The organism is Pseudomonas sp. Pseusp97 (genome assembly GCF_047304025.1).
Lineage (GTDB): Bacteria > Pseudomonadota > Gammaproteobacteria > Pseudomonadales > Pseudomonadaceae > Pseudomonas.
Window position 1 is genome coordinate 23319 of the sequence record NZ_JBGLYK010000022.1, and the last position, 24454, is coordinate 47772.

At 60.4% G+C, this 24454-nt stretch carries 20 protein-coding genes and 2 pseudogenes; 11 read left to right on the top strand and 11 right to left on the bottom strand.

Annotation, left to right across the window (positions count from 1 at the left end):
• Positions 1 to 39 precede the first annotated feature (39 nt).
• Positions 40 to 438 carry a hypothetical protein gene (locus ACCC94_RS06995; RefSeq protein ID WP_196619934.1) on the top strand — a complete coding sequence of 133 codons (399 nt, stop codon included), beginning with the start codon at positions 40 to 42 and terminating at the stop codon, positions 436 to 438.
• A 108-nt stretch (positions 439 to 546) separates the two neighbouring features.
• Here the strand turns inward: ACCC94_RS06995 and ACCC94_RS07000 are convergent, their stop codons facing one another.
• A complete protein-coding gene (locus ACCC94_RS07000; protein WP_196619591.1) occupies positions 547 to 996 on the bottom strand; it encodes a carboxymuconolactone decarboxylase family protein in 450 nt (149 codons plus the stop codon).
• 230 nt (positions 997 to 1226) lie between these two features.
• On the opposite strand from ACCC94_RS07000, the gene ACCC94_RS07005 reads away from it, so the two are divergent.
• Complete coding sequence (locus ACCC94_RS07005; RefSeq protein ID WP_196619590.1) at positions 1227 to 2723, top strand: aminotransferase class I/II-fold pyridoxal phosphate-dependent enzyme; 1497 nt, start codon at positions 1227 to 1229, stop codon at positions 2721 to 2723.
• A gap of 305 nt (positions 2724 to 3028) precedes the next feature.
• Here ACCC94_RS07005 and ACCC94_RS07010 read toward each other — a convergent pair.
• Both ACCC94_RS07010 and ACCC94_RS07015 read right to left on the bottom strand, forming a co-directional pair.
• Positions 3029 to 4459: pseudogene (locus tag ACCC94_RS07010) on the bottom strand (IS1182 family transposase).
• A gap of 107 nt (positions 4460 to 4566) precedes the next feature.
• The gene (locus ACCC94_RS07015) at positions 4567 to 5508 is read right to left on the bottom strand and encodes an aromatic alcohol reductase (protein WP_413348598.1); all 942 of its coding nucleotides are present in this window, start codon (positions 5506 to 5508) and stop codon (positions 4567 to 4569) included.
• Positions 5509 to 5606: 98 nt separating this feature from the next.
• On the opposite strand from ACCC94_RS07015, the gene ACCC94_RS07020 reads away from it, so the two are divergent.
• The gene (locus tag ACCC94_RS07020) at positions 5607 to 6056 is read left to right on the top strand and encodes a winged helix-turn-helix transcriptional regulator (RefSeq protein WP_196619588.1); all 450 of its coding nucleotides are present in this window, start codon (positions 5607 to 5609) and stop codon (positions 6054 to 6056) included.
• A gap of 145 nt (positions 6057 to 6201) precedes the next feature.
• Here ACCC94_RS07020 and ACCC94_RS07025 read toward each other — a convergent pair whose 3' ends face one another.
• The 3 genes from ACCC94_RS07025 to ACCC94_RS07035 all read right to left on the bottom strand — a co-directional run bounded on the left by ACCC94_RS07025 (position 6202) and on the right by ACCC94_RS07035 (position 11094).
• Complete coding sequence (locus ACCC94_RS07025) at positions 6202 to 9285, bottom strand: efflux RND transporter permease subunit (protein WP_413348599.1); 3084 nt, start codon at positions 9283 to 9285, stop codon at positions 6202 to 6204.
• Complete coding sequence (locus ACCC94_RS07030) at positions 9282 to 10403, bottom strand: efflux RND transporter periplasmic adaptor subunit (protein WP_192404281.1); 1122 nt, start codon at positions 10401 to 10403, stop codon at positions 9282 to 9284. Before ACCC94_RS07030 ends, ACCC94_RS07025 begins: the two co-directional genes overlap by 4 nt.
• A 73-nt stretch (positions 10404 to 10476) precedes the next feature.
• On the bottom strand, positions 10477 to 11094 hold the full coding sequence (locus ACCC94_RS07035; RefSeq protein WP_192404280.1) for a TetR/AcrR family transcriptional regulator: 618 nt from the start codon (positions 11092 to 11094) through the stop codon (positions 10477 to 10479).
• A 217-nt stretch (positions 11095 to 11311) separates the two neighbouring features.
• Between ACCC94_RS07035 and ACCC94_RS07040 the strand changes: the two genes are divergently transcribed.
• On the top strand, positions 11312 to 12205 hold the full coding sequence (locus ACCC94_RS07040; protein WP_192404278.1) for an NAD(P)/FAD-dependent oxidoreductase: 894 nt from the start codon (positions 11312 to 11314) through the stop codon (positions 12203 to 12205).
• 175 nt (positions 12206 to 12380) lie between these two features.
• Here ACCC94_RS07040 and ACCC94_RS07045 read toward each other — a convergent pair whose 3' ends face one another.
• Positions 12381 to 12929: an arsinothricin resistance N-acetyltransferase ArsN1 family B gene (locus tag ACCC94_RS07045; protein WP_192404249.1), complete on the bottom strand. Its 549-nt coding sequence runs from the start codon at positions 12927 to 12929 to the stop codon at positions 12381 to 12383.
• Positions 12930 to 12936: 7 nt separating this feature from the next.
• Positions 12937 to 13074, bottom strand: a pseudogene (locus ACCC94_RS07050) (arsenical resistance protein ArsH); the annotation flags it as partial.
• Between the two features lie 253 nt (positions 13075 to 13327).
• Here ACCC94_RS07050 and ACCC94_RS07055 point away from each other — a divergent pair.
• From ACCC94_RS07055 to ACCC94_RS07065, 3 genes are all read left to right on the top strand, one after another.
• A complete protein-coding gene (locus tag ACCC94_RS07055) occupies positions 13328 to 13666 on the top strand; it encodes a response regulator (protein WP_192290379.1) in 339 nt (112 codons plus the stop codon).
• Between the two features lie 228 nt (positions 13667 to 13894).
• Complete coding sequence (locus ACCC94_RS07060) at positions 13895 to 14140, top strand: hypothetical protein (protein ID WP_192209981.1); 246 nt, start codon at positions 13895 to 13897, stop codon at positions 14138 to 14140.
• Positions 14141 to 14257: 117 nt separating this feature from the next.
• On the top strand, positions 14258 to 14554 hold the full coding sequence (locus tag ACCC94_RS07065; RefSeq protein WP_413348600.1) for a hypothetical protein: 297 nt from the start codon (positions 14258 to 14260) through the stop codon (positions 14552 to 14554).
• A 50-nt stretch (positions 14555 to 14604) separates the two neighbouring features.
• Here ACCC94_RS07065 and ACCC94_RS07070 read toward each other — a convergent pair whose 3' ends face one another.
• Positions 14605 to 14778, bottom strand: a complete 174-nt coding sequence (locus tag ACCC94_RS07070; RefSeq protein WP_412548112.1) for a hypothetical protein — start codon at positions 14776 to 14778, stop codon at positions 14605 to 14607.
• Positions 14779 to 15052: 274 nt separating this feature from the next.
• On the opposite strand from ACCC94_RS07070, the gene ACCC94_RS07075 reads away from it, so the two are divergent.
• Positions 15053 to 15262: a cold-shock protein gene (locus ACCC94_RS07075; protein ID WP_192209983.1), complete on the top strand. Its 210-nt coding sequence runs from the start codon at positions 15053 to 15055 to the stop codon at positions 15260 to 15262.
• A 65-nt stretch (positions 15263 to 15327) separates the two neighbouring features.
• Here ACCC94_RS07075 and ACCC94_RS07080 read toward each other — a convergent pair whose 3' ends face one another.
• A complete protein-coding gene (locus ACCC94_RS07080) occupies positions 15328 to 16236 on the bottom strand; it encodes a slipin family protein (RefSeq protein ID WP_192319023.1) in 909 nt (302 codons plus the stop codon).
• A 569-nt stretch (positions 16237 to 16805) separates the two neighbouring features.
• Here ACCC94_RS07080 and ACCC94_RS07085 point away from each other — a divergent pair.
• Positions 16806 to 16955, top strand: a complete 150-nt coding sequence (locus tag ACCC94_RS07085; RefSeq protein WP_192209985.1) for a lmo0937 family membrane protein — start codon at positions 16806 to 16808, stop codon at positions 16953 to 16955.
• Between the two features lie 53 nt (positions 16956 to 17008).
• Here the strand turns inward: ACCC94_RS07085 and ACCC94_RS07090 are convergent, their stop codons facing one another.
• Entirely contained in the window at positions 17009 to 17515 is a 507-nt protein-coding gene (locus tag ACCC94_RS07090; RefSeq protein ID WP_192290377.1) for a hypothetical protein, read from the bottom strand.
• Between the two features lie 209 nt (positions 17516 to 17724).
• On the opposite strand from ACCC94_RS07090, the gene ACCC94_RS07095 reads away from it, so the two are divergent.
• A complete protein-coding gene (locus ACCC94_RS07095) occupies positions 17725 to 17967 on the top strand; it encodes a hypothetical protein (RefSeq protein ID WP_192290376.1) in 243 nt (80 codons plus the stop codon).
• Positions 17968 to 18410: 443 nt separating this feature from the next.
• The coding region (locus ACCC94_RS07100) for a glucoamylase family protein (RefSeq protein ID WP_413348601.1) at positions 18411 to 24454 on the top strand (6044 nt) is incomplete at its 3' end.

The window sequence follows — 24454 nt, forward strand, 5'->3', positions numbered from 1 at the left end:
TGGCTCCTGGTATGACTAAAGCCAGCTAGGTGCATTTCCATGACGAGCCAAACCGCCATACTTTCCGATCTCTTACTCCGGGCAGAGATCAAGCGTCAGATCGAGCTTTATGTCGAAGCAGTCAAGGCCAGCAGCGAGCCGGCCTACCACGTCTCTAATGCTCACGTTGACGATCCTATCTATCAACCGACGTCGCTCGCCATTTCAGCCGTTCAGCTAAAGCAGATGCATGATTTCATCATGGGGCTCGAGGGTGACGTGGAGAGCGAGGCACTACGAGCTTTTCAGGATACCTGTCTGTGCTTGGGGCTTGAGTTCAGCCCCTTGGTCGGCATGGTCTGCCTCAACGAAAGTGAAGACGGCTACTTATCGCCGGAAGAGACACTGAACTGGTTCGTGAAGTGTGTTCGAACGTACTCCCATGCGCCAAGGGAGTGAGCTCACGGGCCTTGCTTGGAGTCAGCTACCGACCCAATGCTGACCTCAGACAATGGGGCAATCACCTCGCCTGAGGTATCGCTTCTAGCGTGCTCAAGGTCTAAGCCATCAAGCTTTTGCCGCAGGCCGCAATCGGAAGCTGACGCCCATGCGGTTGAAAGCGTTCATCGCTGCAATTGCAGCTGTCAGGTCTACCAGATCCTTCTCTGCAAACACTGCCGATGCGGCCGCGTAGGCTTCATCTGATACGTGTGTCTCACTAACTCGCGTGACTTCTTCTGCCCAGGCTAGTGCCGCGCGCTCCTGATCCGAGAACAGATATTGTGCTTCATGCCACACCGGTACCAACAGCAACTTATCTACCGACATACCTTCTTTGATCAGATCACGTGAGTGCAGATCGATACAGTGAGCGCAGCCATTTATTTGAGACACCCTAAGGAACACCAGATGAATCAGTGGCACTGGCAGTTCTGTCGCAGTAGTTACGAAATGATGCAGTACTCCAAGGGATTTGGCAGCGCCGGGGGAAGATTGAAACCAGTTGAGGCGACTCATGAATTTCTTTTCCTTGCTGTGCGACGGTGACGAGGGAGCCACATGCGCGGTCGATTGCATCAATAACCCCGACAAATTCCAGAAAGCCGGTTTGTGTATGGGGTGACCAGCCCAAAGGGCGCTACTTGCATGGGGTGAAAACAAGAGCTTGGAGTCAATTTTGGTCGAGAAGCGGGCTATGGTAATGATCCACTACAAGACTAATGTATTGATCCACTTTCGAGGTGCTCATGCCACCGAATCTGCTCCTGTCTGGACTAATGGCGCTACCGACGGGGAGACCTCCTGAAGGCGTCAATCTTCAAAAGTGGCTGTATTTGGAGCTGCGCGACGCGATGCTTGTCGGACGTTTGCCTGCAGGCAGCAAACTGCCGGGAAGCCGGACACTGGCCTCACAACTCTGCGTGGCACGCGGAACGGTGCAGGCAGCGTATCAGCAGCTTTTGTCTGAAGGGTATGTGGTTAGCCGACCTGGCAGCGGCACCCGGGTTTGCATGGAGCTTCCGGACGCAAAACTGCGAATTACTTCCTCACAGCAAAGTGCTGGAGTAAAAATCCCGGCGCGACGAATGCCTCCGGTCACGGACTGGGGAGAACGATTGAAGTCCATCACATCCGCTTTTGCCAAGCGCAGGGTCGCTCCTGGGCTACGCCCTTTTTTCCCTATGCGCTGCGACGTTCAATCATTCCCGATTGATCTCTGGCGCAAGCTGCATATCCAGCAGATGCGAAGTTCCAAAGTTGAGACACTCCTCGATTATGAGCCCGCCGGGTTGCCAAGCTTACGCCTCGCCATTGCCGAGCATGTGGGCTCCGCTCGAGGCGTCCAGGTTTCGCCGGACAACATCGTGGTACTCAGTAGCGTGCAACAGGGAATCGATCTATGCCTACGCCTCTTGGCACCTCCTCGGGCTCGCGTTTGGATGGAGGATCCAGGCTATCCGGGAGTTCGCCAGCTTATGGCGCTCGCAGGCTGTGAGGTGGTGGACGTACCGGTGGATCAACAGGGTATGCGTGTCCAGGATGGTATCCAGGCCGCTCCCGAGGCGGCACTGGCTTATGTGACGCCCTCGCGGCACATGCCTTGCGGCCACGAACTATCTCCCCCCAGAAGGCTTGCACTGCTACATTGGGCGCGCGCATCTGGGGCCTATATCATCGAAGATGACTATGACAGCGAGTACCGATTCATTGCCAAGCCCATTCCTGCCTTGCGCGCTATGGCCGGCGCTGAGGATCTGGTGATCCTCGCGGGTACATTCAGCAAACTGCTATTTCCGTCTGTTCGGCTGGCCTATTTGGTGCTACCGCAACATCTGGTGGATGTCTTTACCCGAGCGGTAGCGCTGACCTCGCGACATCCAAATAGCCTTAGTCAGGCTGTGCTGGCGGCATTTTTCAATCAAGGACACTTCGATCGGCACGTCAGGCGCATGCGCAAGCTCTACTCGTTGCGTGCTGAAGCGCTCAATTGCGCAGCGTCACAGCACTGGCAGGGATTGATCGAGGTACCGGAGATTCGTGCCGGACTAGACACCCCCTGTTCATTACTGGTCGGAGATGAAGCTGAGGCGTGCCGGCGAATCGAAGAGGTCAACGTTGATGTACTTCCGCTTGCGCGGTTCTACAAGGCACCGAGCTCCCCTGGTTTCCTGCTGGGATTCGCAGCTTATGAGGAGCGATCCATATTTGATGCAGCTTTGGCGGTCAGAAAGGCATTGATCTGACTGAATGTTCTTGCTCTGGCGGGGCGAACTGGGAGTCCTTTCATGATTGCGTTTGCTCTGCATCGCGTTAGGCGAGAGCACTTGCACACCTGATGACTTCTAGGGGCCCACTTCTGCCTGTGAGTTGAGGCAGCTACCGACCCAGGCTGTGTGAAAACGTCGAAGTGCTTACACCAGAACCGAATTTGGGATTAGCCCTCAAAGTGCGCGCGGCTAAAGCGATTACCGGCCGTTGTCCAATGACTGAGTCTCCTGAAGCGGTAGATGGCTGTTTGAGGTTAGGAGCCGCAGGAAAATGACCGACCTCAGGCCCGCAGTGCCGCCATCGCACCGGTGACGCCGAAGATGCTCATCAGCCGTTTGAGGTTGTAGGCCAGCACATGCAAGGTCATTTCCGTGCTTACCTGGGGCAGCGCTCTGGTCAGGAAGTGCGTCGCGCCCATCCAATGTTGAGCGTGCCAAACGGGTGCTCCACGGTCTGTCGGCGCACGCTCATCATCTTTGGTTCGCGATCCAGCCGTTGCTGCATGGCTTCCAGGATTGCTTCGTGCCGCCAACGCTTGAGTCGGCGGTAACTGCTCGTGGTACAGCTGCTGCGTATCGGGCAGCCCGGGCAGGCAGAGCTCCAGTAAACATCCAGCTCGAGGCCATCTTCCACCGTCGAGATTCGCTTGATTGCACGCTGGCCAGCAGGGCATTGGTACTCATCATCAGCGGCTAGGTAGACGAAGTTCTGTTTACCGAAACGCCCTTCAGCTTTGCTGCTGGAGGTCATCGGCTTGGGCACGAAGGGACTGATGCCCGCCTGCCCGCACGCGAGGATTTCTATTGCGCTGAAGTAGCCTCGATCGGCAACGACGCTAAGGCGTTCAGATCCGGTGGCTTCGCGAGCCTGCTCGGCCATCGTGGCAAGCGCTGCACGGTCATGGCCGACGTTGGTGACTTCGTGCGCAACGATCAGGTGGTGCCGGGTATCGACCTCAGTCTGCACGTTGTAGCCGACTACGCCGGTACCTTTGCCACTGGTGGCCATGGAGCGTGCATCCGGATCGGTGAGCGAGACTTGTCCATCCGGTGCTTCGCCTAGCTGCTATCTCCTTGAGCGTCTGCATCTGCTGGCGGAGTTTCTCGATTTTTTCCTGGAGGCGGCTGGCTTTGGCTTCGGCGACATTGGATTGAGTTCGGTCGGCGGTGTCCATCGCTGCCAGATAGCGGTCGATGCTTTTTTCAATCTGTTCCATCCGGGCGCGCAGCTTGCCGTGGGTGAAGTGGCGATCACGGTTGTTGACCGCTTTGAACTTGCTGCCGTCGATGGCCACCAGCGACTGGGAGAACAAATCGAGTTGGCGACACAGCACGACGAACTGCCGGCAGACATTACGAATGGCTTTGCCGTTGTCGCGCCGGAAGTCAGCAATGGTTTTGAAGTCCGGAGCCAGTCGCCCAGTCAGCCACACCAGCTCGAGGTTGCGCTGGCATTCGCGCTCCAGGCGACGGCTGGATTGAATGCGGTTGAGGTAACCGTAGATGTAGACCTTCAACATCACGGCGGGGTGATAGGACGGTCGACCAGTTACGCCAGGAGTGGCCCCATTGAACTCCAGGGCCACCAAATCGAGTTGCTCGACGAAGGCTTCGACCACGCGGATCGGGTTGTCTTCGGCGACGAAATCATCCAGGCATTGGGGAAGCAAGCTGACCTGTGCTCGGCTCGCCTCTTCGATGAATCGCTTCATACGCCGCCCCGCTGACGTTGCTCCAGCAACTCTAGGCGAGGACGACGTTTTCACACAGCCTGGACCCATAGCGGACACTTCTCTGCAAGTCAGCGATCTGTCGTCGCTCACTTGCCCCCAAGGTTCGCCCGAGCCCATTGCTCAGCGGTGGTTACTGGAATCGACTGCTGTTCGTTGAAGGTGCCCACTTTAGGCCATGCCACACCTCTGCCTTGGGCAAATACAGCGCGGTACTTTTTGATGTGATGGGTAGGATCTTTTCTCAGCTCATCCATCAGGTACGGAACAGTCCACACGTGAGTTTTGAATGGACGACCCAGCGCATTTTCGAGGATGTTCGCAACTTGTCCATACGACACCGTGTCGCCCGAGAGATAGACAATCCCGTTGCGGAAGCGAGGTTCAAAGAAGACGATTTCCGCTGTTAGAGTGCCGATGTCGTCTGGTGTGGTGAGCGTCACGCTGTTCTCAAGACTGCCGAGAGCGTTAACGGTGTCATTGTCGAAGTCGACTACTTCGAATACGGGCTCGAAGAGGAAGCTGGTGAACATGCCCGTCGAGATAATTACCCATTCGGTTTTATCTTGCGCGCGGAGTGCCTCGCGTACATCGAGTTGAGCATCGAAAAGATCTTGGGGGCTGCCCCGACCGATCACTTCGAAATCCACGCCAAACTGCCACGGGAAGTAGCGCTTAACGCCCGACCTTAGCGCTGCTGTCGCCAACTTCATGGGGGTTTCTCGACCCGCGACCATGCCGGCACAGCCTATGACGGTATCGAACCGCCCGAACACTTCAGCTAACTGATCAATTGAATCGTTCACCAGATCCGCAGCGACCATCTGAATGCCCAGCCCACGAAGCTCGTCGATCTCGGCCTTTTTCTCCGGTATCTGGGTGTTGATGGTCGACTCACGGAGAAGAACGCTGATTTGGGAACCGGGTGCGCGTTTGGCTACTCGCGCGAGATTGCGCAAAACCGGGAGACCAAGTTCGCCAGCGCCGAGAACAAGAATGGATTGAGGGGAAAGCGGGGTTGCTTCGGTCATGATTTCTCCTGAGGCGTGATGCCTATAACATGAACGAATGCTGGCATGATCAGGCAGTACTCGTAAGAAGGCACACGCGTGATACCTAGGAGGGATAAATGACCAATCAGGACGCTCTGAGCCAGGCAGAAGCCATCTGCCAAACGCTCCGAGAAGATGATGATGGCGTCAGACGGGAAGTCCTCGCTCACGCGGGTAGCCGATGGTCATTGGGCATCCTGCATGCCTTGGGTGTGTACGGCACGATGCGTCACGCTGAGATAAAACGGCAGATGACTGGGGTGACCCAGCGAATGCTGACCAAGACGCTGCGCGCCATGGAGCGGGATGGATTACTGCTTCGAAGGGAGTTCGGGGAAATTCCGCCGCGCGTCGAATACGAGCTGACGCCATTGGGTATGGAACTGTTGGTTCGGATGTCTCCTGTTTGGATGTGGGTAGTCGAAAACGCCGAGGAATTCCGCAAGGCGCGTCGCGCTTTCGACAGTCAAGATGACAAGAAACCAGTCTGGCAGATCCCCACGTCGGCTCTCTCTAATCCAGAGTAATCAATAGCGTGTACGTCTCGTTCAGAGCAGTAGCACTCGACCTAACCTCGCCCAAAATCGAACGCCCGCTTCTGGCCGATTGCTGCCTACCGAAAAAACCGATCCAGAGACGTTTTCTGTTGCCGGCAAGAATGCCGGCATAATGTTATGCAGGTTGCACGATTGGCGCATGGCTGATGGGGTGTATCCGGAACCAGATGGAGTACATCGCTGGCAGGAAGACCAAGGTCAGCACCGTTCCAGCGAAGGTACCGCCGATCAGCGTGTACGCCAGCGCGCCCCAGAACACCGAATGGGTAAGAGGAATGAAGGCCAGGACGGCGGCCAGTGCGGTAAGTATCACCGGTCTGGCGCGCTGCACCGTGGCTTCGACGACCGCCTGGAATGGGGTTAGCCCCTCCGCTTCGTTGTGGCGGATCTGGCCAATAAGGATGAGCGTGTTGCGCATGAGAATGCCGGACAGCGCGATCAGCCCAACCAGGGCATTGATGCCGAAGGGTTGGTGGAAAAGGATCAGCGTGGGCACAACGCCAATCAGTCCTAGCGGGCTGGTCAGAAAGACCATGACCATCGCGGAAATCGAGCGCACCTGCAGGATGATGATGATCAGCGTGGCAGCCAGCATGATCGGGAACAGCGGCAGCATGGCGTTGCTCGCCTTGCCCGACTCTTCGATGGACCCAGCCTGTTCGATGCGATAACCGCTTGGCAGCTTCTCGATGATGGGCTGGAGCTGTTGGCTGATGGCGGTCGAGACATCCGGCGGCTGCAAGTCCTCGGCAATGTCGCCCCGTACGGTGATTGTCGGCGTGCGGTCGCGCCAGCGCATGATAGGCTCCTCCATGCGCACTTCGACATTGCCCACTTGCGACAACGGGATGCGTTGCCCATCGGTGCCCGCCAACGTGAAGTCCATGATCCGGGACGGGTCGAAGCGGATATCGCCGGCTGCACGCGCCATGACCTGAACGGTACGGATGTCCTCACGCACAGCGGTGATCGGCACTCCACTCAGCAGGAACTGCAGCTGCTGCGCGACGGCGCTGGAGGTCAGTCCAACTGCCTGCAGACGGTCCTGTTGCAGAGTGAAGTGCAACGAGGGCACGCGGGTACCCCAATCGGTATTGACCGTCCGCATCATCGGATTGACTTCCATGACTTGCTGCACTTCAGCCGCGATGTCGCGAAGCTTGTCCGGGTTCGGCCCGGTTACTCGGTACGCAACCGGGTAGGGAGAGTAGGGCCCAAAGACCAGTTGCGAGACCCGAACCCGCGCTTCGTTGGCCAGCCCGTCTGCGATGGCCTGACGCAGCCGATGCTTCAGGGCTTCGCGCTCGTCCTGGTTGTCGGTGCGCACCACGATCTTGGCGAACGAAGGATCTGGCAGTTCCGGCCCCATGGCCATGAAGAAGCGGGGTGCGCCCTGGCCGATGTAGGCCGTGACGATCCTGGCCTCCTTCTGTTGAGCCAACCAGGCTTCCACCTTCTCGGTGGCCGCGCTGGTCTGGGCAATGGAGGTGCCATAGGGCATCTGCACCTCCACCAGCACTTCGGGGCGATCGGAGATAGGGAAGAACTGCTTCTTGACGACGCTCATCCCGACGATCGCCAGTGCGAAAAGCCCGACTACCGCACCGGCGACCTTCCACTTGTGAGCGATGACCTGACCGAGCAGTTGGCGAAAACGGTTGTAGCCCGGGGTGTCGTAGATGGCGTCATGGCCGCCCTCGACCTTCTTGAAGTCGGGCAGCAACTTGACCCCGAAATAGGGCGTGAACACCACGGCAACCAGCCACGAAGCGATCAGGGCGATACCGACGATCCAGAACATGTTGCTGGTGTATTCGCCCGCCGTGGATCGGGCAAAGCCATTGGGCATGAAGCCTACAGCGGTGACCAGGGTGCCGGACAACATTGGAGCCGCCGTGTGGCTCCAGGCATACGCGGAAGCCTGGACGCGGCTGAAGCCTTCCTCCATCTTCACCACCATCATCTCGATGGCGATGATGGCGTCGTCCACCAGCAATCCCAGGGCGAGAATCAGGGAGCCCAGGGTGATGCGGTCAAAGTTCTTGCCTGTTGCGGCCATGACGACGAAGACCATCGCCAGGGTCAACGGCACGGCGACAGCCACCACGATACCCACGCGCCATCCCATGCTGATGAAACTCACCAGCATGACCACCAGCAGCGCGACGAAGAACTTGATCATGAACTCGTCGACCGAGGCGCTGATATTGACGGCCTGATCCGTAACCTTGGTGAGACTCATACCCAGCGGCAGCTCGCCGTTGATGGCGCTCACCTCGTCGTTCAGGGCCTTTCCGAGGTCGAGGCCATTCCAGCCCTCGCGCATGACGATGCCTAGGAGCAATGCCGGCTCGCCGCCATTGCGAATCAGGAAAGTCGCCGGGTCTTCGTAGCCGCGCCTGACGGTGGCGACATCCGACAACTTCAGCGTGCGCCCTTGCGCAATCACCGGTGTGTCGCGAATTTTCTGCAACTCATCGAAGGCGCCATCCAGTCGCAGGAAGACTTGCGGGCCCCTGGTTTCGACTGAGCCTGCTGGCGTCAGGGCATTCTGGCCATTGAGTGCGGCGAACACTTCCTGTGGACCTATCCCCAGGGTTGCCAAGCGTTCATGGGATAGCTCGACAAAAATGCGCTCGGCTTGCTCGCCGATAATGTTGACCTTCTTCACACCGGGCACATGCAACAAGCGCTGGCGCAGCGACTCAGCGTCACGCACGAGCAGACGCTGGGGCTCGCCTTTAGCCTTGAGCGCAAACAGGGCAAAGGTGACGTCCGAGTACTCGTCGTTGACCAGCGGGCCAATGACGCCTTCAGGCAGGGTCTTCGCCTCATCGTTGATTTTCTTGCGGGCCTGGTAGAACTCCTCGGGCACCTCCGACGGCGGGGTGCTGTCGAGCAGGGACAGGGTGGTGAACGCCAGCCCTGGCCTCGTATAGGTCTCGCTGCGGTCGTACCAGCGCAGCTCCTGCAAGCGCTTCTCGATCTTCTCTGCGACCTGGTCATGCATCTCCTGGGCGGTCGCACCGGGCCAGGCCGTCACAATGGTCATCACCTTGACCGTGAACGCCGGATCCTCCGCCCGTCCCAGCTTGAAGAATGCGACAAGGCCCGCCAGAGAGATGAGGCAAACCATGAACAGGGTGATGGAGCGCTCGCGTACCGCAAGTGCTGACAGGTTGAAGCGGCCTCCAGTCATCGCGAGACTCCCTCGACCGCAGCAACCTCGGCCTGACCCTCCACCCGCACTTGCTGCCCTTCGCGCAGCAAGTGCGCGCCAAGCGCAACGATCCGGTCGTCCTGCTTGAGCGCGCCGCTGATACGTGCATGCTCATCATCGAGGCTCAGCACCGTAACCGGCCGCCAGGACACTCTTGCCGGACTGCCTTGAATGACCCACACGCCTGGGCCTTTGCCTTCGTCGCACAGCGCGCCAATCGGAATCTGCAGATCATTCCGCGCCTGCTCCTGCACTGTCCCCGCCGCAATTTGAACCGTGATGGTGGTGCCCAACGGTGCTTGGGCAAGTTCGCCATCGAGCACATACCGCGCTTCGAAGGTACGGGTCAGCCGATCGGCGACATCCGAGAGCTGGCGGAGGCTGGTCACGACACTGACGTTGTCCTTGCCGAACAGCGTGGCACGGGCGGAGGAGCCAACCGCCGGACGCAACGTCTCCGGCAACTGCACAACGGCTTCGCGCGGCCCCGCATGCGCCAGCCTGACAACGGGCTGCCCGGCACTGACCACTTGGCCAGGCTCTACCAGCGTCTCCATGACGATGCCATCGGCATCCGCCAACAGGTCGGCGTACCCGGTCGCATTGGCGGCGACCTCGGCTTGAGCCTCGGCCGCGCTAAGTTGTGCTCGCGCGGTGTCCGCTGCGGCTTTGTATTGAGCATAGGCAGATGCCGATACCGCGCCGGTTCCGCGCAGCGTTCGGTAGCGGGCCTCATCTTCACTGGCCTGTTTCGCTCGCGCCCGGGTTGCGGCGACGGCTTCGCGCTGCGCACGCGCGGCGAGGTTCAGATCGACAGGATCAAGGCGAAGAAGAACTTGCCCCCGCTTGACCGACTGACCAGTGTCGACGAGCCGCTCCAGGACCTTGCCCGATACACGGAAGCCCAGGTCGCTCTGGACGCGTGCGGCAACAGTGCCGGTGAACGACCTCGGCGCGGGTGCTGCCGACTGGGGTACGACAACCCGCACCAGTGGCGCGTCCGTGCGCGGATCGGTCGGCGCTTTTTCGCCGCAGGCGACCAGCGCGATCGGCATCACACCGATGAGAGTGGACAGAAGGAGGCTGCGCCGGCGCATGAGGAACCCATCGCAAGGAAGTAGGGAGCCCCAGCTTGAATCTAGTGACCAATTTAGTCAATGGTCACTATTGTTATGGCGACAGACTTCGCAGTACCAGGCTGGACAAAAGAAGGGGAGCCTCCTCGGTGGCATCGAGGCTGTATTGCAGAAGTAGCGGGTTGAAATACGGGCGCATGACCAGGAGGACCGCCTTGGTGGCTTCATCGAGCGGGGTCTTTCGCTCGAAGTCGCCGCTCTGCCTACCTTGCTGCAGGATGTCCTGGATGATCTCCTGAATGAGATTTTCATACGCAATAGTCACCTGCCAGCGTTCAGAGGCTGCGGACACGACAATTTCGTAGAGCTTACGATCTTGAAACAACAGGCGCAGGCATGCCTCCACAAGCGCCTTAAACATGCGGCGCAGCTTCTCTGGCGGACGATCAGCCTCGCTGACGGCGGCACGGACCTCGGCCTCTATTTGGCTGATGCAGTTCGAGCAGATCATTTCGCCAATGGCCTGCTTGGACTCGAAGAATTTGTAGATGTAGGCCTTGGAAAATCCGATCGACTTGGCGAGATCGGACACCGTGGTCTTCTCGTAGCCGTACAGGCTGAAGTGCTCGGTGGCTGCGGCCACGATCTGATCGCGCACCTCATGATCTGCAGGGCCGCGGGTGGTTGTTTTTGCTGTGCGTGTCTTGTTCATGCGGCATAGCCTACATAGCCGTCAGGGGATGGACAACGTGTGACCAAAATGTATTATGGTCACGCGCACCCGGATTTCCCCCCGTGAGGAGGAAGGCCATACCTGCCAGGCATATCTATCGCGATGGTCAGCCGGCAATTCGTGTAGTTGGCAGTAGCTAAGTGAAGTGGGACGCAAATTCCGGCCCCCCTCCATACACAACGCGGAGCCCATCACCATGAATGACGTCATCATCATCGGCGGCAGCTTTGCCGGCCTTGCAGCCGCCCTGCAGCTCGGCCGGGCCCGTCGCAAGGTCACCCTTCTGGATACCGGCCTGCCGCGCAACCGCTTCGCCGGCCATTCGCATGGAATGCTCGGCCACGATCACAAGCCACCGCAGGACATCCTGGCCGAGGCGCGCAAGCAACTCGCGCGCTACCCTACCATCAGTTTCGTCAAAGCCCGGGCCGACAGCATCTCCGGCGCGATCGACGATTTTTCCGTCCTCGTCGACAGCGGCGAGAGCTTTGCGGCGCGACGCGTGATCCTTAGCTATGGCGTCGTTGACCAAATGCCGAACATCCCAGGCTTTGCCGAAAGTTGGGGTAAGTCCATTGTGCCTTGCCCCTATTGCGATGGCTTCGAAGTCGCCGGCCAGCATTGGGGCCTCGTCTGGTCCGGCCCGCAGTCGCACCAATCTGCCAGGCTGTTCGGCGATTGGACTGACAAATTGACTCTCTTTGCCGATGGTCATGACATTGCGCCCGATATCCAGGCCGACCTGGAACGCCGCAACATACCTGTCGTCGATGGCCGGATCGTCGAGATCGCTCACCAAGAGGGCCATATCGCCACAGTCAATCTCGATACCCGCCGCAATGTCGCGGTCGACATCCTGTTCGCCCATCCGCGCAACAGGCCGTCCGCAGGTCTGCATGAATCGCTTTGCCTTGCCACGGTCGAGACTCCCACCGGCATCGTCCTCAACGTCGACGAACGCCGCCAAACCAGCACGCCCGGTATATATGCCGCCGGCGACCTCACGACACCCTTCTTGCCATCGGTCACCCAGGCATCATCGCAGGGCGCGATGGCGGGAATCTTTGCCCAGCAGTCGATGTTGGATTGAGAGAACAGATTTTCTTATCCAATTGAGTCATTGCTTTCGAGGAAGCCCGTCTATAAGCCCTGACAAGGGTGGAATGTACGAAATCTTGCTCTTTCTCAACGGCTGCTATCTCATCGTTCGCTTTTGGCCAATTGTTGCTGTGTGAGGGAGGCAGCTACCGACCCATTGCTGCCGCTCAGCGGGTGATTTCCGGGTATCGACAGGGATCGCTGGGCGAGTTGCTCGGCGTACCGAGTTCCAGTCGCCAATAGCCCACGTCGTGCCACTGGCCCAGCTTGAAACCGACCTGCGGGAGGGTGCCGATGTGCCGGAATCCCAGCCATTCATGCCGGCCAACGCTTCCGGCGTTGGGCAGCGCGATGCCGGCATAGGCAGCGTTGAATCCCTGCTTGGCAAGAATGGGAAGCCGCGCTGCGTTGAGACTGCGACCCACTTCAGCACGACGCTGCTCACCCTCTGCTATGTAGACGGTCACATCTACTGTCCATCGGCATGCGGCGCGCGCCCTGTGCTGGCTGGCGTAGGCGTAGCCAACCAGGCGCCCAGCGCGCTCTGCAACAAGGTACGGGTAGTTCTGCAGCGTCGTGACGATGCGCTGCCGCATCTTCTCGATTGTCGGCGGTATCTCCTCGAAGGAGATTGCCGTATTCGCCACTATGGGGGAGTAGATGAGTTGGATTGCCGGCGCGTCTTCAGGGCGTACTTGTCTGATTTCGATGGGCATGGCGACCTCAGATCGAGCGCTGAGTCACGCGGGCGGAAAGCTGCTCGGCGCTCTCCTTGCGCTCCGAATAACGATCCACCAGGAAGTCCTGGCGATCGCGCAGCAGCAGGGTGAACTTCACCAGTTCCTCCATCAAGTCCACCACATCTGATTTGGCTGATCTACCCACGAGTTACTTGCTCCTTCACTTAGACATCTCAGGCGTCATCTTCTGAGCCCCTAGGCTCGGATGAGAGACCGCCATCTTAGATGGGCGTCAATCGCTCCAAGACGGTAAGCGGCTGATGGTGGAAACCCTAACTATTTCCACCACACGTCGGCAAAGTGACGAGTAACGCGGATAAGGTGAACGTACGCGAGACTGTGCCTTCTACCGCTGCACACAGAGGAGTTTAGGCATGGAAACGCTCAGAGGCCCGCTCACGAAAAACGTCACATACGTGCTCGTCCTCGATGATGATTCGACTCTGGCGAGAGTTCTGGGTCTAGCGATGGAAGACTATGGAATCCCCGCGATCGTTCTTGGAAATGCCGATGACGGGCTCGACTGGATCAATACTAATCCTGGCCAACTAGCCCTCTTGCTTACTGACATCTCAATGCCTGGAGAAATCGACGGCGTAGAACTCGCGCGTCAAATTGCAGAAAGATCCCCAGACATCCCGGCGGCTCTTGGAGCAGAGACTTCCCAACGCATAGATTTCTCGACAAGCCATTTGATTTCACGGCGCTCATGACCACTGTAGAAGAGGCTCTAGCGCCTCAACACTGAGCGAACAGCTCGCGTGCGCGTGACAACGCCGATGGATCTGCCGAGCAGTTATCGGCAGTCAGTGCGGTCAGTGAAGGGTAGGGAGATCAGTGTCTGTCGCGTTCTCGACCCTTGGTCGAATAACCGAACCATTGAGAGCTATTCAGCGGTATCAGGAGGATAGTGGGTTATCCCCTGAAATTGTGAGGCTCCCATGAACGAACGTGCATTCCCCGGTTACGACACGTGGAGCCTAGCCAAGATGAATGGCGACCACGCATTAGCCTTTATCGCAGTGCAGGACCAGTATGAGGGCTCGACGCCGAGTTTTCACTTGGTCTATGGGTTGTCCTGCTTTGGTGTGATGTCCCAAGCGTTTGCCGCAGCAGAAAAAGCTCTGGCAAAGATCACGCGCATCAATCGCCACGGCGAGCCGGTATTCAGCTCGCCAGATTGCTGACGCAACCTACCAATAGCTCCGCTTAGGGGCATACAGTCGCAAGCTGTCTTCCCTGCCCGCAGGTCCCCGCGGGCTTTTAGTTCCCGCCCTAAGAGAGCTTTCACTTAGGAGACCGGCATGACCGATACTACTGTCTCGGCGCTGCTTTATCGCCTCAATGAGAATATCAACGCCATGGGTGCAGCAGCAGAGGAGTTGGCAATCTGGATCGAGCAACGCGGTTCCACCGAAACAGCCTTGGCGGCTAAAAGCCATCTCGATGTGCTGGTTAGCAATGCTGACCTGATCGCGAATGGATTGGCGGAATTGATTGCGAGGGAGGCGAAGACCAAGAGCGATGTGCGGGCTTGGCGGTGCAGGTCGAGGACTTGCAAACCGGCTGGATCTGGTGATGCCGAATGGTTTGAGGAGTAGCGGTCACACGGTAAAAGCCGCATCTTCCGATGCGGTTTTTTTCAAAAACATCAGGCGGCTGAATTTTTCGCCTTGCCAATCGTCCACTCGCTCCGTTTGTATGGCTCCTTACGGCCATGCCTACCGGCGGGAATTTCTTGGATTTCTCCGCCTTTGGAAAGGAACGCTGCGATTTTCTTCTCCAGATCCGAACGCGCAGTTTCTAACATTGAATAAGACATCATGTCACCTCAGGCGATGAGCCACCAGGTTGGTGACTAGCATTCACTATACGCATATCTCGTGCTCATCCCCGACCGTCTGCCAGATATCTGCATATTTTTTAAATTGCCTATCTATTCCTTGCAGAACCTGTATGGTGAGTCTCCTGCCTGCTCGGTTTAGCGGCACCGATTGATGTTTTGTCTTCTGGATTCTCCATCTTTGCGGCCCCTCTTCACTTCGCATCCAGTCATGTCTCGCATATCGCATGGCATGATCATTATTTGGAGATTCATCATGACTACTCGTCAAACTGGTATCGTTAAATGGTTCAACGCTGAGAAAGGTTTCGGTTTCATAACACCCGAAAACGGCGCAGATGTTTTTGTTCACTTTCGCGCGATCGAAAGCAGCGGATACAAAACGCTTGATGACGGTCAGCAGGTCAGCTTTTACGTGACCAACGGGCCCAAAGGTCCTCAGGCTGATCAAGTGCAAGCAATGTAATCTGCGCAAATAAAAAGCCCCGCAAATGCGGGGTTTTTTTTCCAATGCCCCGTCCTGAATAAGGTTTACACCTTTCCCCTTATTGCAGCATTGACTCGCGGACTCTTATACGAAGGTTCGTCGCCGACATCAGTCGCACCGGCCTGGGTGGCCACGGCTGTGGCGACGGCAACGGTCGGATTCATGCTGTCGATCATGGCGCTGGGAATGAGGATGGTGGTTCCGCGCTCCTTGGTGGTCTCGTAGATGATGTTCATTGCGCGCAACTGCAAGGCAGTAGGCTGACCGGCATAGATAGTGGCCGCTTCCACGAAACGTCCGGCGATTTCCGCTTCTGCGGAGCCTAGGATGATTCGCGCCTGCTTCTCGCGTTCGGCCTGCGCCTGGCGTGACATGGCGTCCTGCAATGCTACCGGGATGGCCACGTCGCGGATCTCCACCGAGCCGACGGTGACACCCCATTCCTGAGTCTTTTCACCAATCTCGCGGCACAACTGCTGATCGGAGCTGCGTCGATCGGATAGCAGCGCGGCCAGCATCGACGAGCCGATCACTTCCCGCAGAGAGGTCTGTGCTACCCGGTCGATGGCCTGCCGGTAGTCGGTGATCGCCAGTGCCGCTTTGCGGGCGTCGTGCACGTGCCAGAAGATGATGGCGTCGACGTTCACCGGCACTGTATCGCGGGTCAGTGCCTGCTCGGCATTGAACGCCGTGGTCTGGATTCGCTCGTCGATCACAGCGACGACGCTGTCCAGGACCGGAATGATCATGAACAGTCCGGGCCCGCACACGCCTTGCAGGTTGCCTGCGCGCAACACGACGAATTTCTGCCAGGTATTGGCCATCTTGAGGGACAGCGAGACGACCAGTGCGCACACCAGCACAACGATGCCCACAACCGTGTGGCCAAAGTAGATGAGGACGGCCCCCATGGCTGTCAGAACCATGACAATGAAGAGGGTGATGGGGTTCATAGTGTCCTCCTGCATTCAAGTGCAACGCTCATTTGAAGATTGCGTCTTAGGCGTTCGTCTGTCTGTGCGCTAGACCACTGGAGCAATCCGCTGGGAAGGTCCCCGCGAGCACTGCCGGTCTTTGTGAGGGGCTAAGCGCGCTTGCGCACCGACGCCAGGAGTTGCGACCTGCCATGGTTGCATTCCGTCGACAGCGAGCTGGCCTGGTGTTTCGGTACGTCCTGGCGACCAGCAGTGATCGGCTCACCAGAGGTCGCCATGAAAAGACAACCGGGAACAGTTCCGGACAGCCCATCGCCAGCCGGTGGTGGTGTCAGGCCCACACTGCCGGGCGGTGAATATGGCTCTCCCGCCGAGCGATATTCATTTCGAGATCGCGACAAGAAACAGCCGACGCTGCCTCCATCGGTTAACCCGGCCGAAGCACCATCACAGGCTCCGCACCAGTCTCCGGTCGATCCCTCGGAGGAGTAGTCCCCACCGAACGTGCGATGGCGCACGGACGGCTATCCGGCCTGGCTGGCGAATCAGGTCATCGAGTGCCGCAAGCCGCAGTAGGAGAAATCATCATGCTGGAAACCGTTGTTGTTTGCTTGCTCATCCTCTGGGCGCTCGGGATGTTCACCGCCTACACCCTGGGCGGCTTCATTCATGTTCTGTTGATCGCGGCAGTAGCAATAGTGGTGATGCGTATGCTCCAGGGACGACGGCCATCCTGACGCTGTTGTCCGTCCGCTGCCCGGAGTCGGCCGCTGCGTCGTCATGTGCCAACTCAGACCAGGCTGATGTCCATGTGCGCACCGACTCCGGGTGCTCTTTCGATGATGTCGAAGGCGCGCAGGGTTTCGCGCGCCGAGCGGGTCTCGGCAAGCAGAACGACATTTCCTGGCAAGAGGGTGTACCCGAAGGGATGGTCGTCCTGGCTGACGTTCGCCGACGCGCCGATTGCCGCGCCCACCAGCCCTCCCACGACAGCACCCCAGCCCAGCAATTCGAATAGCGGCGAGCCGCCGAAGAGACCTGCTCCGGCGTTCGTCATGGCGAATGCGAACAGCGCACTGACCAGCAGGCCGAACAGCGTCCCGACGGCAACGCCCTTGATGACCTGCCTGAAGGGGCGCCGCTTCGCGCGCAGGCGCCCGGAGGGCACCAGTTCCTGGTTGTCGAATATGCGCACTCGGTCCAGACGAATGCCCAACCCCAACAGGTCCTGTTTTGCGCAATCGGCCTGTGATCGTCGGTTGAACACACCTGAGACCTGATGGCAGTAGCGGGTCATGGTTGCTCTCCTGGCATGCGACCTTTCGAACCAGTTTCCAGCATCCGCGAAGCCAAGGCGTCGGTCCGTCTGTTACCGCACGTACCGGTGCCCGTTATTGGATGACCAGCGCAAGTGGGCTACCGCACCGACAACCTGGTGAAAGGTTGTCATTGTCGCTCCCTCCACACTCTGCATGGTGCAGGAGTGGCAAGCGCGGCGAGGCGACCATGAACCAGACAGGCAAGCAAGGCCCCCATGGCGGGGCCGCTGATCCCAAGGGGAAGACTCATCCGCCCGGCAGGCGCAACGAAGCGCCGCGTCTGCCGGGCTCAGATAACGACGTCAATCCGAAGACCAGAGCGGAAGCGATACTCCAGCAATCGCTGGAGGTCGATTCTGCTGGAAAGCCCACCCATCGACCGGAGAAGGGCACGAAGCCCAGCCGCGCCGGAGCTGTTCATGAGCAGTGATGCGCCATCGATGGATGACTACAGAAAGCGCAGTGTGGCGGCGGGTCTACGGCGCCAATGGCGGCATGCGGTGATTCTCTGCAAGAGGGCATGGCGTCAGCTGTCCATGACGACACACTCCGTGCCGCAGGTCAATCGCCGGACCAGGGTGAATGAAACGCCGGTGGTTCGGCGCAAGCCGCGTCGTTGATCGTGCAACTGCCGGTTACGATGGAGGTCACCAGAGCCGAGCATCAAACGGCCCTTACCTTAAGTGCGCAACCGCACCGACGTCGTAGTCCTGGTCTGCGAAGGTTGCAGTCAGACATGCCTCACGGCTTGCGGTGATAAAGGCAGCCTCTTCAGGACTCGCCGGGTACCGACAGACGCGGCTTGCTCTGTACGTGCCACCCTGACGCTCGTGTCGGCCGGCCAGGTTTCCGCTGCACTTCCGGAGCAATGCCATGATGTCGCTCCATTTCCGGGCCTTGCGCCTCGACCGATCAAAGCCTCCCTGGGACAGTCTGGCACCGGTTCGAGAAGAACTCTTCGGCATCGAACGGCTCGAACAGCACGCGCAGAGCCTGGCCCTGGCACAACAAGTGACGGATACGCCAAAGCGTGTACTGCCGTTGCATGTGCGCCTGGATGACAACTCCCGTGTCCTGCTGGCTGCCTACCGGGCTAGCGCTGTCGAGTTGGAAAGGGGCAATGGTGTGGTACCGGCTGCCGAGTGGCTGCTGGACAATTACCACATTGTCGAAGAGCAAATCCGCGAGGTCCACGACGACCTGCCGCCTGGCTACTACCGGCAGTTGCCCAAGCTGGCCGATGGGCCGTTCGCCGGCTACCCGCGCGTCTTCGGGCTGGCCTGGGCCTTCGTGGCGCACACCGACAGCCACCTCGATGTTGAACTGCTGCAGCGCTACATCCATGCCTACCAGCGGGTCCAGCCGCTGACTATTGGCGAGCTGTGGGCGGTAGCGATTACCCTGCGCATCGTCCTGATCGAGAACCTGCGGCGCTTGGCCGAGCAGATCAGTGCCGGGCGCATAGCCCGTGCCGATGCCGATGCCCTGGCCGAGCGTCTGCTCTCGCCAGGGCACGCTCGTTCGGCACTGGAGGCGGATATCGCCGCGCGCTCGACCGGTCCGCTTTCCGAGGTGTTCTCGGCCCAACTGGCCAAACGCATGCGCGACCAGGACCCGCGCACGACACCGACACTGGGTTGGCTCGAAGACCGCCTGCACGAACAGGGTGTCAGCGTCGAGGCGGCGGTCCAGCATGCGCAGCAGCGCCTGGGCGCCTCCAATGTCACTGTGCGCAATGTGATCACTAGCATGTGCCTGATCTCCGATATCGACTGGGCACAGCTGTTCGAGAATGTCAGTCTGGTCGACGCGCGGCTGCGCGACGGCAGCAACTTCGCTGCCATGGACTTTCCCACTCGTAACCTCTATCGCAGCGCCATCGAACAGTTGGCGCGCGGCTCGTGTCTGGACGAGCTCCAGGTGGTCGATCACGCCCTGGAGGCTTGCCGTCAGGCCGTTGCCGAACATCCGGACGGCGAAGACTCCCGCCGTGAATTCGATCCCGGATTTCATCTGATTGCTGAAGGTCGCCCGACGCTGGAGCGCGCCATCTGCTTCAGCCCGACGCTGCACCTGCGCCTGAATCGCTTCAGCGTGCGCCTGGGCATGGGCGGCTACATCGGTGCCATCGGCCTGCTCAGCCTGGTGCTGCTGGGATTCGTATCGCATCTGCTGAATCAGCCTGCGTTCTCCTGGGGTTGGATGCTGGCCTTCCTGGCCTGCCTTTTCGTTCCGGTGACCGAAGTGGCCACGGCACTCATCAACCGCTTGGTGACCTGGAGCTTTGGCGCGATCACGCTGCCTGCGCTGGAACTCCTGGCCGGCGTGCCACGGGCGTTGCGCACCGTGGTGGCGGTGCCGACCTTGCTGACCACCGAGGCCGATCTGCTGGAGCAGATCGAGCGGCTGGAGGTCCACCATCTGGCGGGTATCGGCGGTGACCTGACTTTCGTGCTGATTCTCGATGGCGTCGACGCGCCACAGGAGGTCCTGCCCAGTGATGCACCGCTGCTCGATGCTGCGGCTGCGGCCATCGAACGCCTGAATCAGCATTACGGCCCAGGGCCCGGCGGCCAGCGCTTCTTCGTGCTGTTTCGCAGGCGCTGCTTCAACTCTGCCGAGGGCTGTTGGATGGGCTGGGAGCGCAAGCGCGGAAAATTGCATGAACTGAATCGGCTATTGCGCGGCGCCACCGATACCAGCTTCGTGGCGATTGCCGGAGAGCCGCCGCGAGTGCCGAGCGAGGTACGCTTGGTCATCACCCTCGACGCCGATACCCGCCTGCCCCGCGAGGCGGCTCTGCGCCTTATCGGCAAGATGGGCCACCCGCTTAACCAGCCGCGCTTCGATGCCTTGCAGCAGCGAGTGATCAACGGCCACGCGGTACTCCAGCCGCGGGTGACGCCATCGCTGCCGATGGGCGGGGAGGGGTCGTTGTACCAGCGCGTCTTTTCCGGCCCGGCAGGGATGGACCCCTACGCGGCGGCGGTGTCGGACGTTTATCAGGATCTGTTCGGCGAAGGCTCCTTCACCGGCAAGGGGATCTATGACGTCGATGCCTTCGAGCGCGCGATGGCCGGTCGGGTCGCGGACAATCGACTGCTCAGCCATGATCTGTTCGAAGGCATCTTCGCCCGCGCAGGGCTGGTGTCGGATGTCGAGGTCGTTGAAGAGTCGCCGTCGCGCTTCGATGTGGCGAGCAGGCGCATGCATCGCTGGACCCGCGGCGACTGGCAGCTATTGCCGTGGATGCTCGGCCACTGGCGCGGGCCGCAGGCGATGCCGTTGATCGGCCGCTGCAAGATGCTCGACAATCTGCGACGATCGCTGGTCGCGCCCTTCGCCCTGTCCGGCCTTCTGCTCTGCTGGTGGTTGCCATTGCCCCAGGCGCTGCTGGCCGCGATGTTGGTCATTCTGACCCAGGCGATCCCCCCGTTACTGCCGATCTACTGCGCATTGCTGCCAGCGCGCTCGGGTGTTCGAATACGCAGCCACTTCGCCATGCTCGGTGCCGACTTCCGTCGTGCGTTGCTGCAGATCCTGCTGTCGCTGGCCTTTCTGGCAAACGATGCCTGGAGCATGGTCGATGCCATCTTGCGCACGCTTTGGCGGATGTACGTCAGCCAGCGCAACCTGCTGCAGTGGACCACCGCCGCACAGTCCTCACGCAAGCCGCGCCCCGGCTGGCTCGGCAGCTATCGGCAGATGGCCGGCGGGACGGCCCTCGCCGCATCGGCCGGCATCACCGGGTTGGTATTGCATCCGGCGAACTGGTTGCTGATCCTGCCATTGACCCTGCTCTGGTTAGGCGCGCCTCTGCTCGCGTTCTACAGCAGCAGGCCCACGCAGCCGGCGCGCCGTTCAGGCCTGGAAGAGGATGACGCAACTGCACTGCGCCTGGGCGCACGGCGGACCTGGCGCTTCTTCGAGACCTTCGTCACACCGGCGGACAATCTGCTGCCGCCGGACAACTTCCAGGAGCAGCCCAGGCCTGTGCTGGCTCACCGCACTTCACCTACCAATATTGGCCTTTACCTGCTGTCCGCGGTGGCCGCCCGCGATTTCGGTTGGGCCGGCGGCCTGCAGACGCTGGAGCGCCTCGAAGGCACCCTGGCGGTGCTGGAGAAGCTGCCGCGCAGCCACGGCCATTTCTTCAACTGGTACGGAACCCACGACCTGCGTGCCCTCGAACCGAGGTACCTGTCCTCGGTGGACAGCGGCAACCTGGCTGGGCACCTGATCGTGCTGGCCAACGCGTGCGAGGAGTGGCGCGCCAGCCCGCTGGTGGTGGAAGCGCGCCAGGGCCTGCTCGACACCCTGCATCTGGCACGGCAAGCCGTCGCAAGGCTTCCGCTGGTAGAAGATGTCGCGTTGCTGCAGGTGAAGGAGGACGTGCGGGTGATTCACCGGGCCCTCACCGGCCCACAATCGCTCGACGCCTTGCTGCCCGCCCTCGGGCACCGCGCGGAAAAGGCCGTGCGTTGCGTCGCGGGCCTCGCGCGGGCTGGCGAGGAGGGCGACGACCTGTCGTTCTGGTTCGACGCACTGTGCAGGGCCTTTGCCGAGCACAGCCGAGACCGACGGCATGGCCATGAAAAGACAGTGGACCGTCGCCTTCAGGCCCTGGCCGATACCTCACGGCGGCTGGCACTGGAAATGGATTTCGGTTTCCTACTCAACCAGGAGCGCCAGCTGCTGTCCATCGGCTATTGCGTGGACAACAACCGCCTGGACCCGAGTTGCTACGACCTGCTGGCCTCCGAGGCACGCCTGGCCAGCCTGTTCGCCATCGCCAAGGGCGACCTGCCGACCCGCCACTGGTTCCGCCTGGGCCGCACGGCCACGCCGGTGCCCGGTGGCTCGGCGCTGATCTCCTGGTCCGGTTCGATGTTCGAGTACCTGATGCCCTCGTTGGTCATGCGGGCGCCGGCCGGCAGCCTGCTGGAACAGACCAACCGCCTTGTCGTGGCGCGGCAGCAGGCCTACGGCGCCGCGCTGGGAATCCCCTGGGGCATCTCCGAATCGGCCTACAACGCCCGCGATCTGGAATTCACCTACCAGTATTCGAACTTCGGCGTGCCGGGACTTGGTCTCAAGCGCGGGTTGACCGAAAACGTTGTCATAGCGCCCTATGCCACGGCGCTGGCGGCCATGGTCGATGCGCAAGGGGCGCTGCGCAATTTCGATCACTTGACGGCTGTCGGTGCGCTCGGCCGCTATGGCTTCTACGAGGCTCTGGACTTCACCCGCTCACGCCTGCAGGACGGGGAAAGCGTCGCCATCGTCCGCAGTTTCATGGCCCACCACCAGGGCATGAGCATCGTTGCCATCGCCAATACTCTGCTGCACGGGCGCATGCGCTGCCGCCTGCATCGCGAGCCGATGATCCAGGCCAGCGAACTGCTGTTGCAGGAGCGCGTCCCGCGCGACGTGGCGCTGGGGCATCCCCGCGCCGAGGAAGTTGCGGTAGCGCCCAGCGAAACCATTGACGATGCGTCCACGCTGCGCCGAGTCGATGCAGTGCTCGATGGGCCGCCGATCACTCATCTGCTGTCCAACGGCCGCTACGCATTGATGCTGACTGCCAGCGGTGGCGGCTACAGCCGCTGGGGAGATATCGCAGTGACGCGCTGGCGCGAGGATGCTACCTGCGACGACTGGGGCAGTTTCATCTTCCTGCGCGACCTGCAGAGCGGCGCACTGTGGTCGGCCACGGCGCAGCCTGGCGGACAACCGGTGGAGAATGGCGAGGTACTGTTCGACGAGGACCACGCCGAGTTCATCCAGCGCGACGCCGCGCTGCTGACCAGCCTGGAAGTACTGGTGTCCGGGGAGGACGATGGCGAGGTGCGGCGGGTGTCGCTGACCAATCATGGTCGCCGTGCACGTGAAATCGAACTGACTTCCTATGCCGAAGTGGTGCTGGCAATGCCGGCAGCCGATGGCGCGCATCCGGTGTTCTCGCGGATGTTCGTACAGACAGAATACCTTGCCGAGTTCGGCGCCCTGGTCGCCACCCGACGCCTGCGCTCGCCGGACGATCCGTCGATCTGGGCGGCCCATTTCGCAGTGGTCGAGGGCGAGGTGATCGGCGAGATGGAGTATGAGTCCGACCGCGCCCGCTTCCTCGGCCGTGGTCGAACCCTGCGGGAGGCGCAGGCAGTTCTGGGCCACCGTGCCCTGGGCAACTCCCAGGGCAGCGTGCTCGATCCGATCTTCTCCCTTCGCCAGCGCCTGCGGGTGGCGCCGGGCAAGGTTGCACGGGTCGCATTCTGGACACTGGTAGCCAGTACCCGGGACGCCTTGCTTGACCTGATCGACAAACACCATGAACGCAACGCCTTCGAACGCGCCAAGACCCTGGCCTGGACCCAGGCCCAGGTGGAGTTGCACGACCTGGGTATCGATGCCGAGGAGGCCGCCGATTTCCAGCGCCTGGCGGCGCCGATTCTCTATGCGGATTATCGCTGGCGGGCACCGCAGGAAGCCCTCCGGCGCGGGGCGGGGCGCCAGTCCGGGCTCTGGCCGCTGGCGATTTCCGGAGATTTGCCGATCGTCCTGTTGCGCATCGACGAAGTCGACGATCTGTCGCTGCTGCGGCAACTCCTGCGTGCCCGCGAGTACTGGCGGATGAAGGGCCTGGACGTCGACCTGGTGATCGTCAACGAACGAGCCTCGTCCTATGTCCAGGATCTGCAGACAGCTATCGAAACGGCCGTACGCAGCAGCCCCTCGCGTCAACGCAAGGAAGGCGAGGCCTTGCGGGGTGCCGTGTACACTTTGCGTGCCGACCTGATGACCGTGGAGGCAAGGGCACTGCTGAACGCCGTGGCGCGGGTCAACCTGCTGGCGCGCCGCGGCTCCATCGCTGCCCACCTGGAGCGCCTGCCGCCGGTCCAGCCGCGGCCGTCTGCCGC

Coding starts and splice junctions, on each gene's coding strand:
- ACCC94_RS06995 (WP_196619934.1), top strand. CDS start 40: ATGACGAGCCAAACCGCCATACTTTCCGATCTCTTACTCCGGGCAGAG.
- ACCC94_RS07000 (WP_196619591.1), bottom strand. CDS start 996: ATGAGTCGCCTCAACTGGTTTCAATCTTCCCCCGGCGCTGCCAAATCC.
- ACCC94_RS07005 (WP_196619590.1), top strand. CDS start 1,227: ATGCCACCGAATCTGCTCCTGTCTGGACTAATGGCGCTACCGACGGGG.
- ACCC94_RS07015 (WP_413348598.1), bottom strand. CDS start 5,508: ATGACCGAAGCAACCCCGCTTTCCCCTCAATCCATTCTTGTTCTCGGC.
- ACCC94_RS07020 (WP_196619588.1), top strand. CDS start 5,607: ATGACCAATCAGGACGCTCTGAGCCAGGCAGAAGCCATCTGCCAAACG.
- ACCC94_RS07025 (WP_413348599.1), bottom strand. CDS start 9,285: ATGACTGGAGGCCGCTTCAACCTGTCAGCACTTGCGGTACGCGAGCGC.
- ACCC94_RS07030 (WP_192404281.1), bottom strand. CDS start 10,403: ATGCGCCGGCGCAGCCTCCTTCTGTCCACTCTCATCGGTGTGATGCCG.
- ACCC94_RS07035 (WP_192404280.1), bottom strand. CDS start 11,094: ATGAACAAGACACGCACAGCAAAAACAACCACCCGCGGCCCTGCAGAT.
- ACCC94_RS07040 (WP_192404278.1), top strand. CDS start 11,312: ATGAATGACGTCATCATCATCGGCGGCAGCTTTGCCGGCCTTGCAGCC.
- ACCC94_RS07045 (WP_192404249.1), bottom strand. CDS start 12,929: ATGCCCATCGAAATCAGACAAGTACGCCCTGAAGACGCGCCGGCAATC.
- ACCC94_RS07055 (WP_192290379.1), top strand. CDS start 13,328: ATGGAAACGCTCAGAGGCCCGCTCACGAAAAACGTCACATACGTGCTC.
- ACCC94_RS07060 (WP_192209981.1), top strand. CDS start 13,895: ATGAACGAACGTGCATTCCCCGGTTACGACACGTGGAGCCTAGCCAAG.
- ACCC94_RS07065 (WP_413348600.1), top strand. CDS start 14,258: ATGACCGATACTACTGTCTCGGCGCTGCTTTATCGCCTCAATGAGAAT.
- ACCC94_RS07070 (WP_412548112.1), bottom strand. CDS start 14,778: ATGATGTCTTATTCAATGTTAGAAACTGCGCGTTCGGATCTGGAGAAG.
- ACCC94_RS07075 (WP_192209983.1), top strand. CDS start 15,053: ATGACTACTCGTCAAACTGGTATCGTTAAATGGTTCAACGCTGAGAAA.
- ACCC94_RS07080 (WP_192319023.1), bottom strand. CDS start 16,236: ATGAACCCCATCACCCTCTTCATTGTCATGGTTCTGACAGCCATGGGG.
- ACCC94_RS07085 (WP_192209985.1), top strand. CDS start 16,806: ATGCTGGAAACCGTTGTTGTTTGCTTGCTCATCCTCTGGGCGCTCGGG.
- ACCC94_RS07090 (WP_192290377.1), bottom strand. CDS start 17,515: ATGACCCGCTACTGCCATCAGGTCTCAGGTGTGTTCAACCGACGATCA.
- ACCC94_RS07095 (WP_192290376.1), top strand. CDS start 17,725: ATGAACCAGACAGGCAAGCAAGGCCCCCATGGCGGGGCCGCTGATCCC.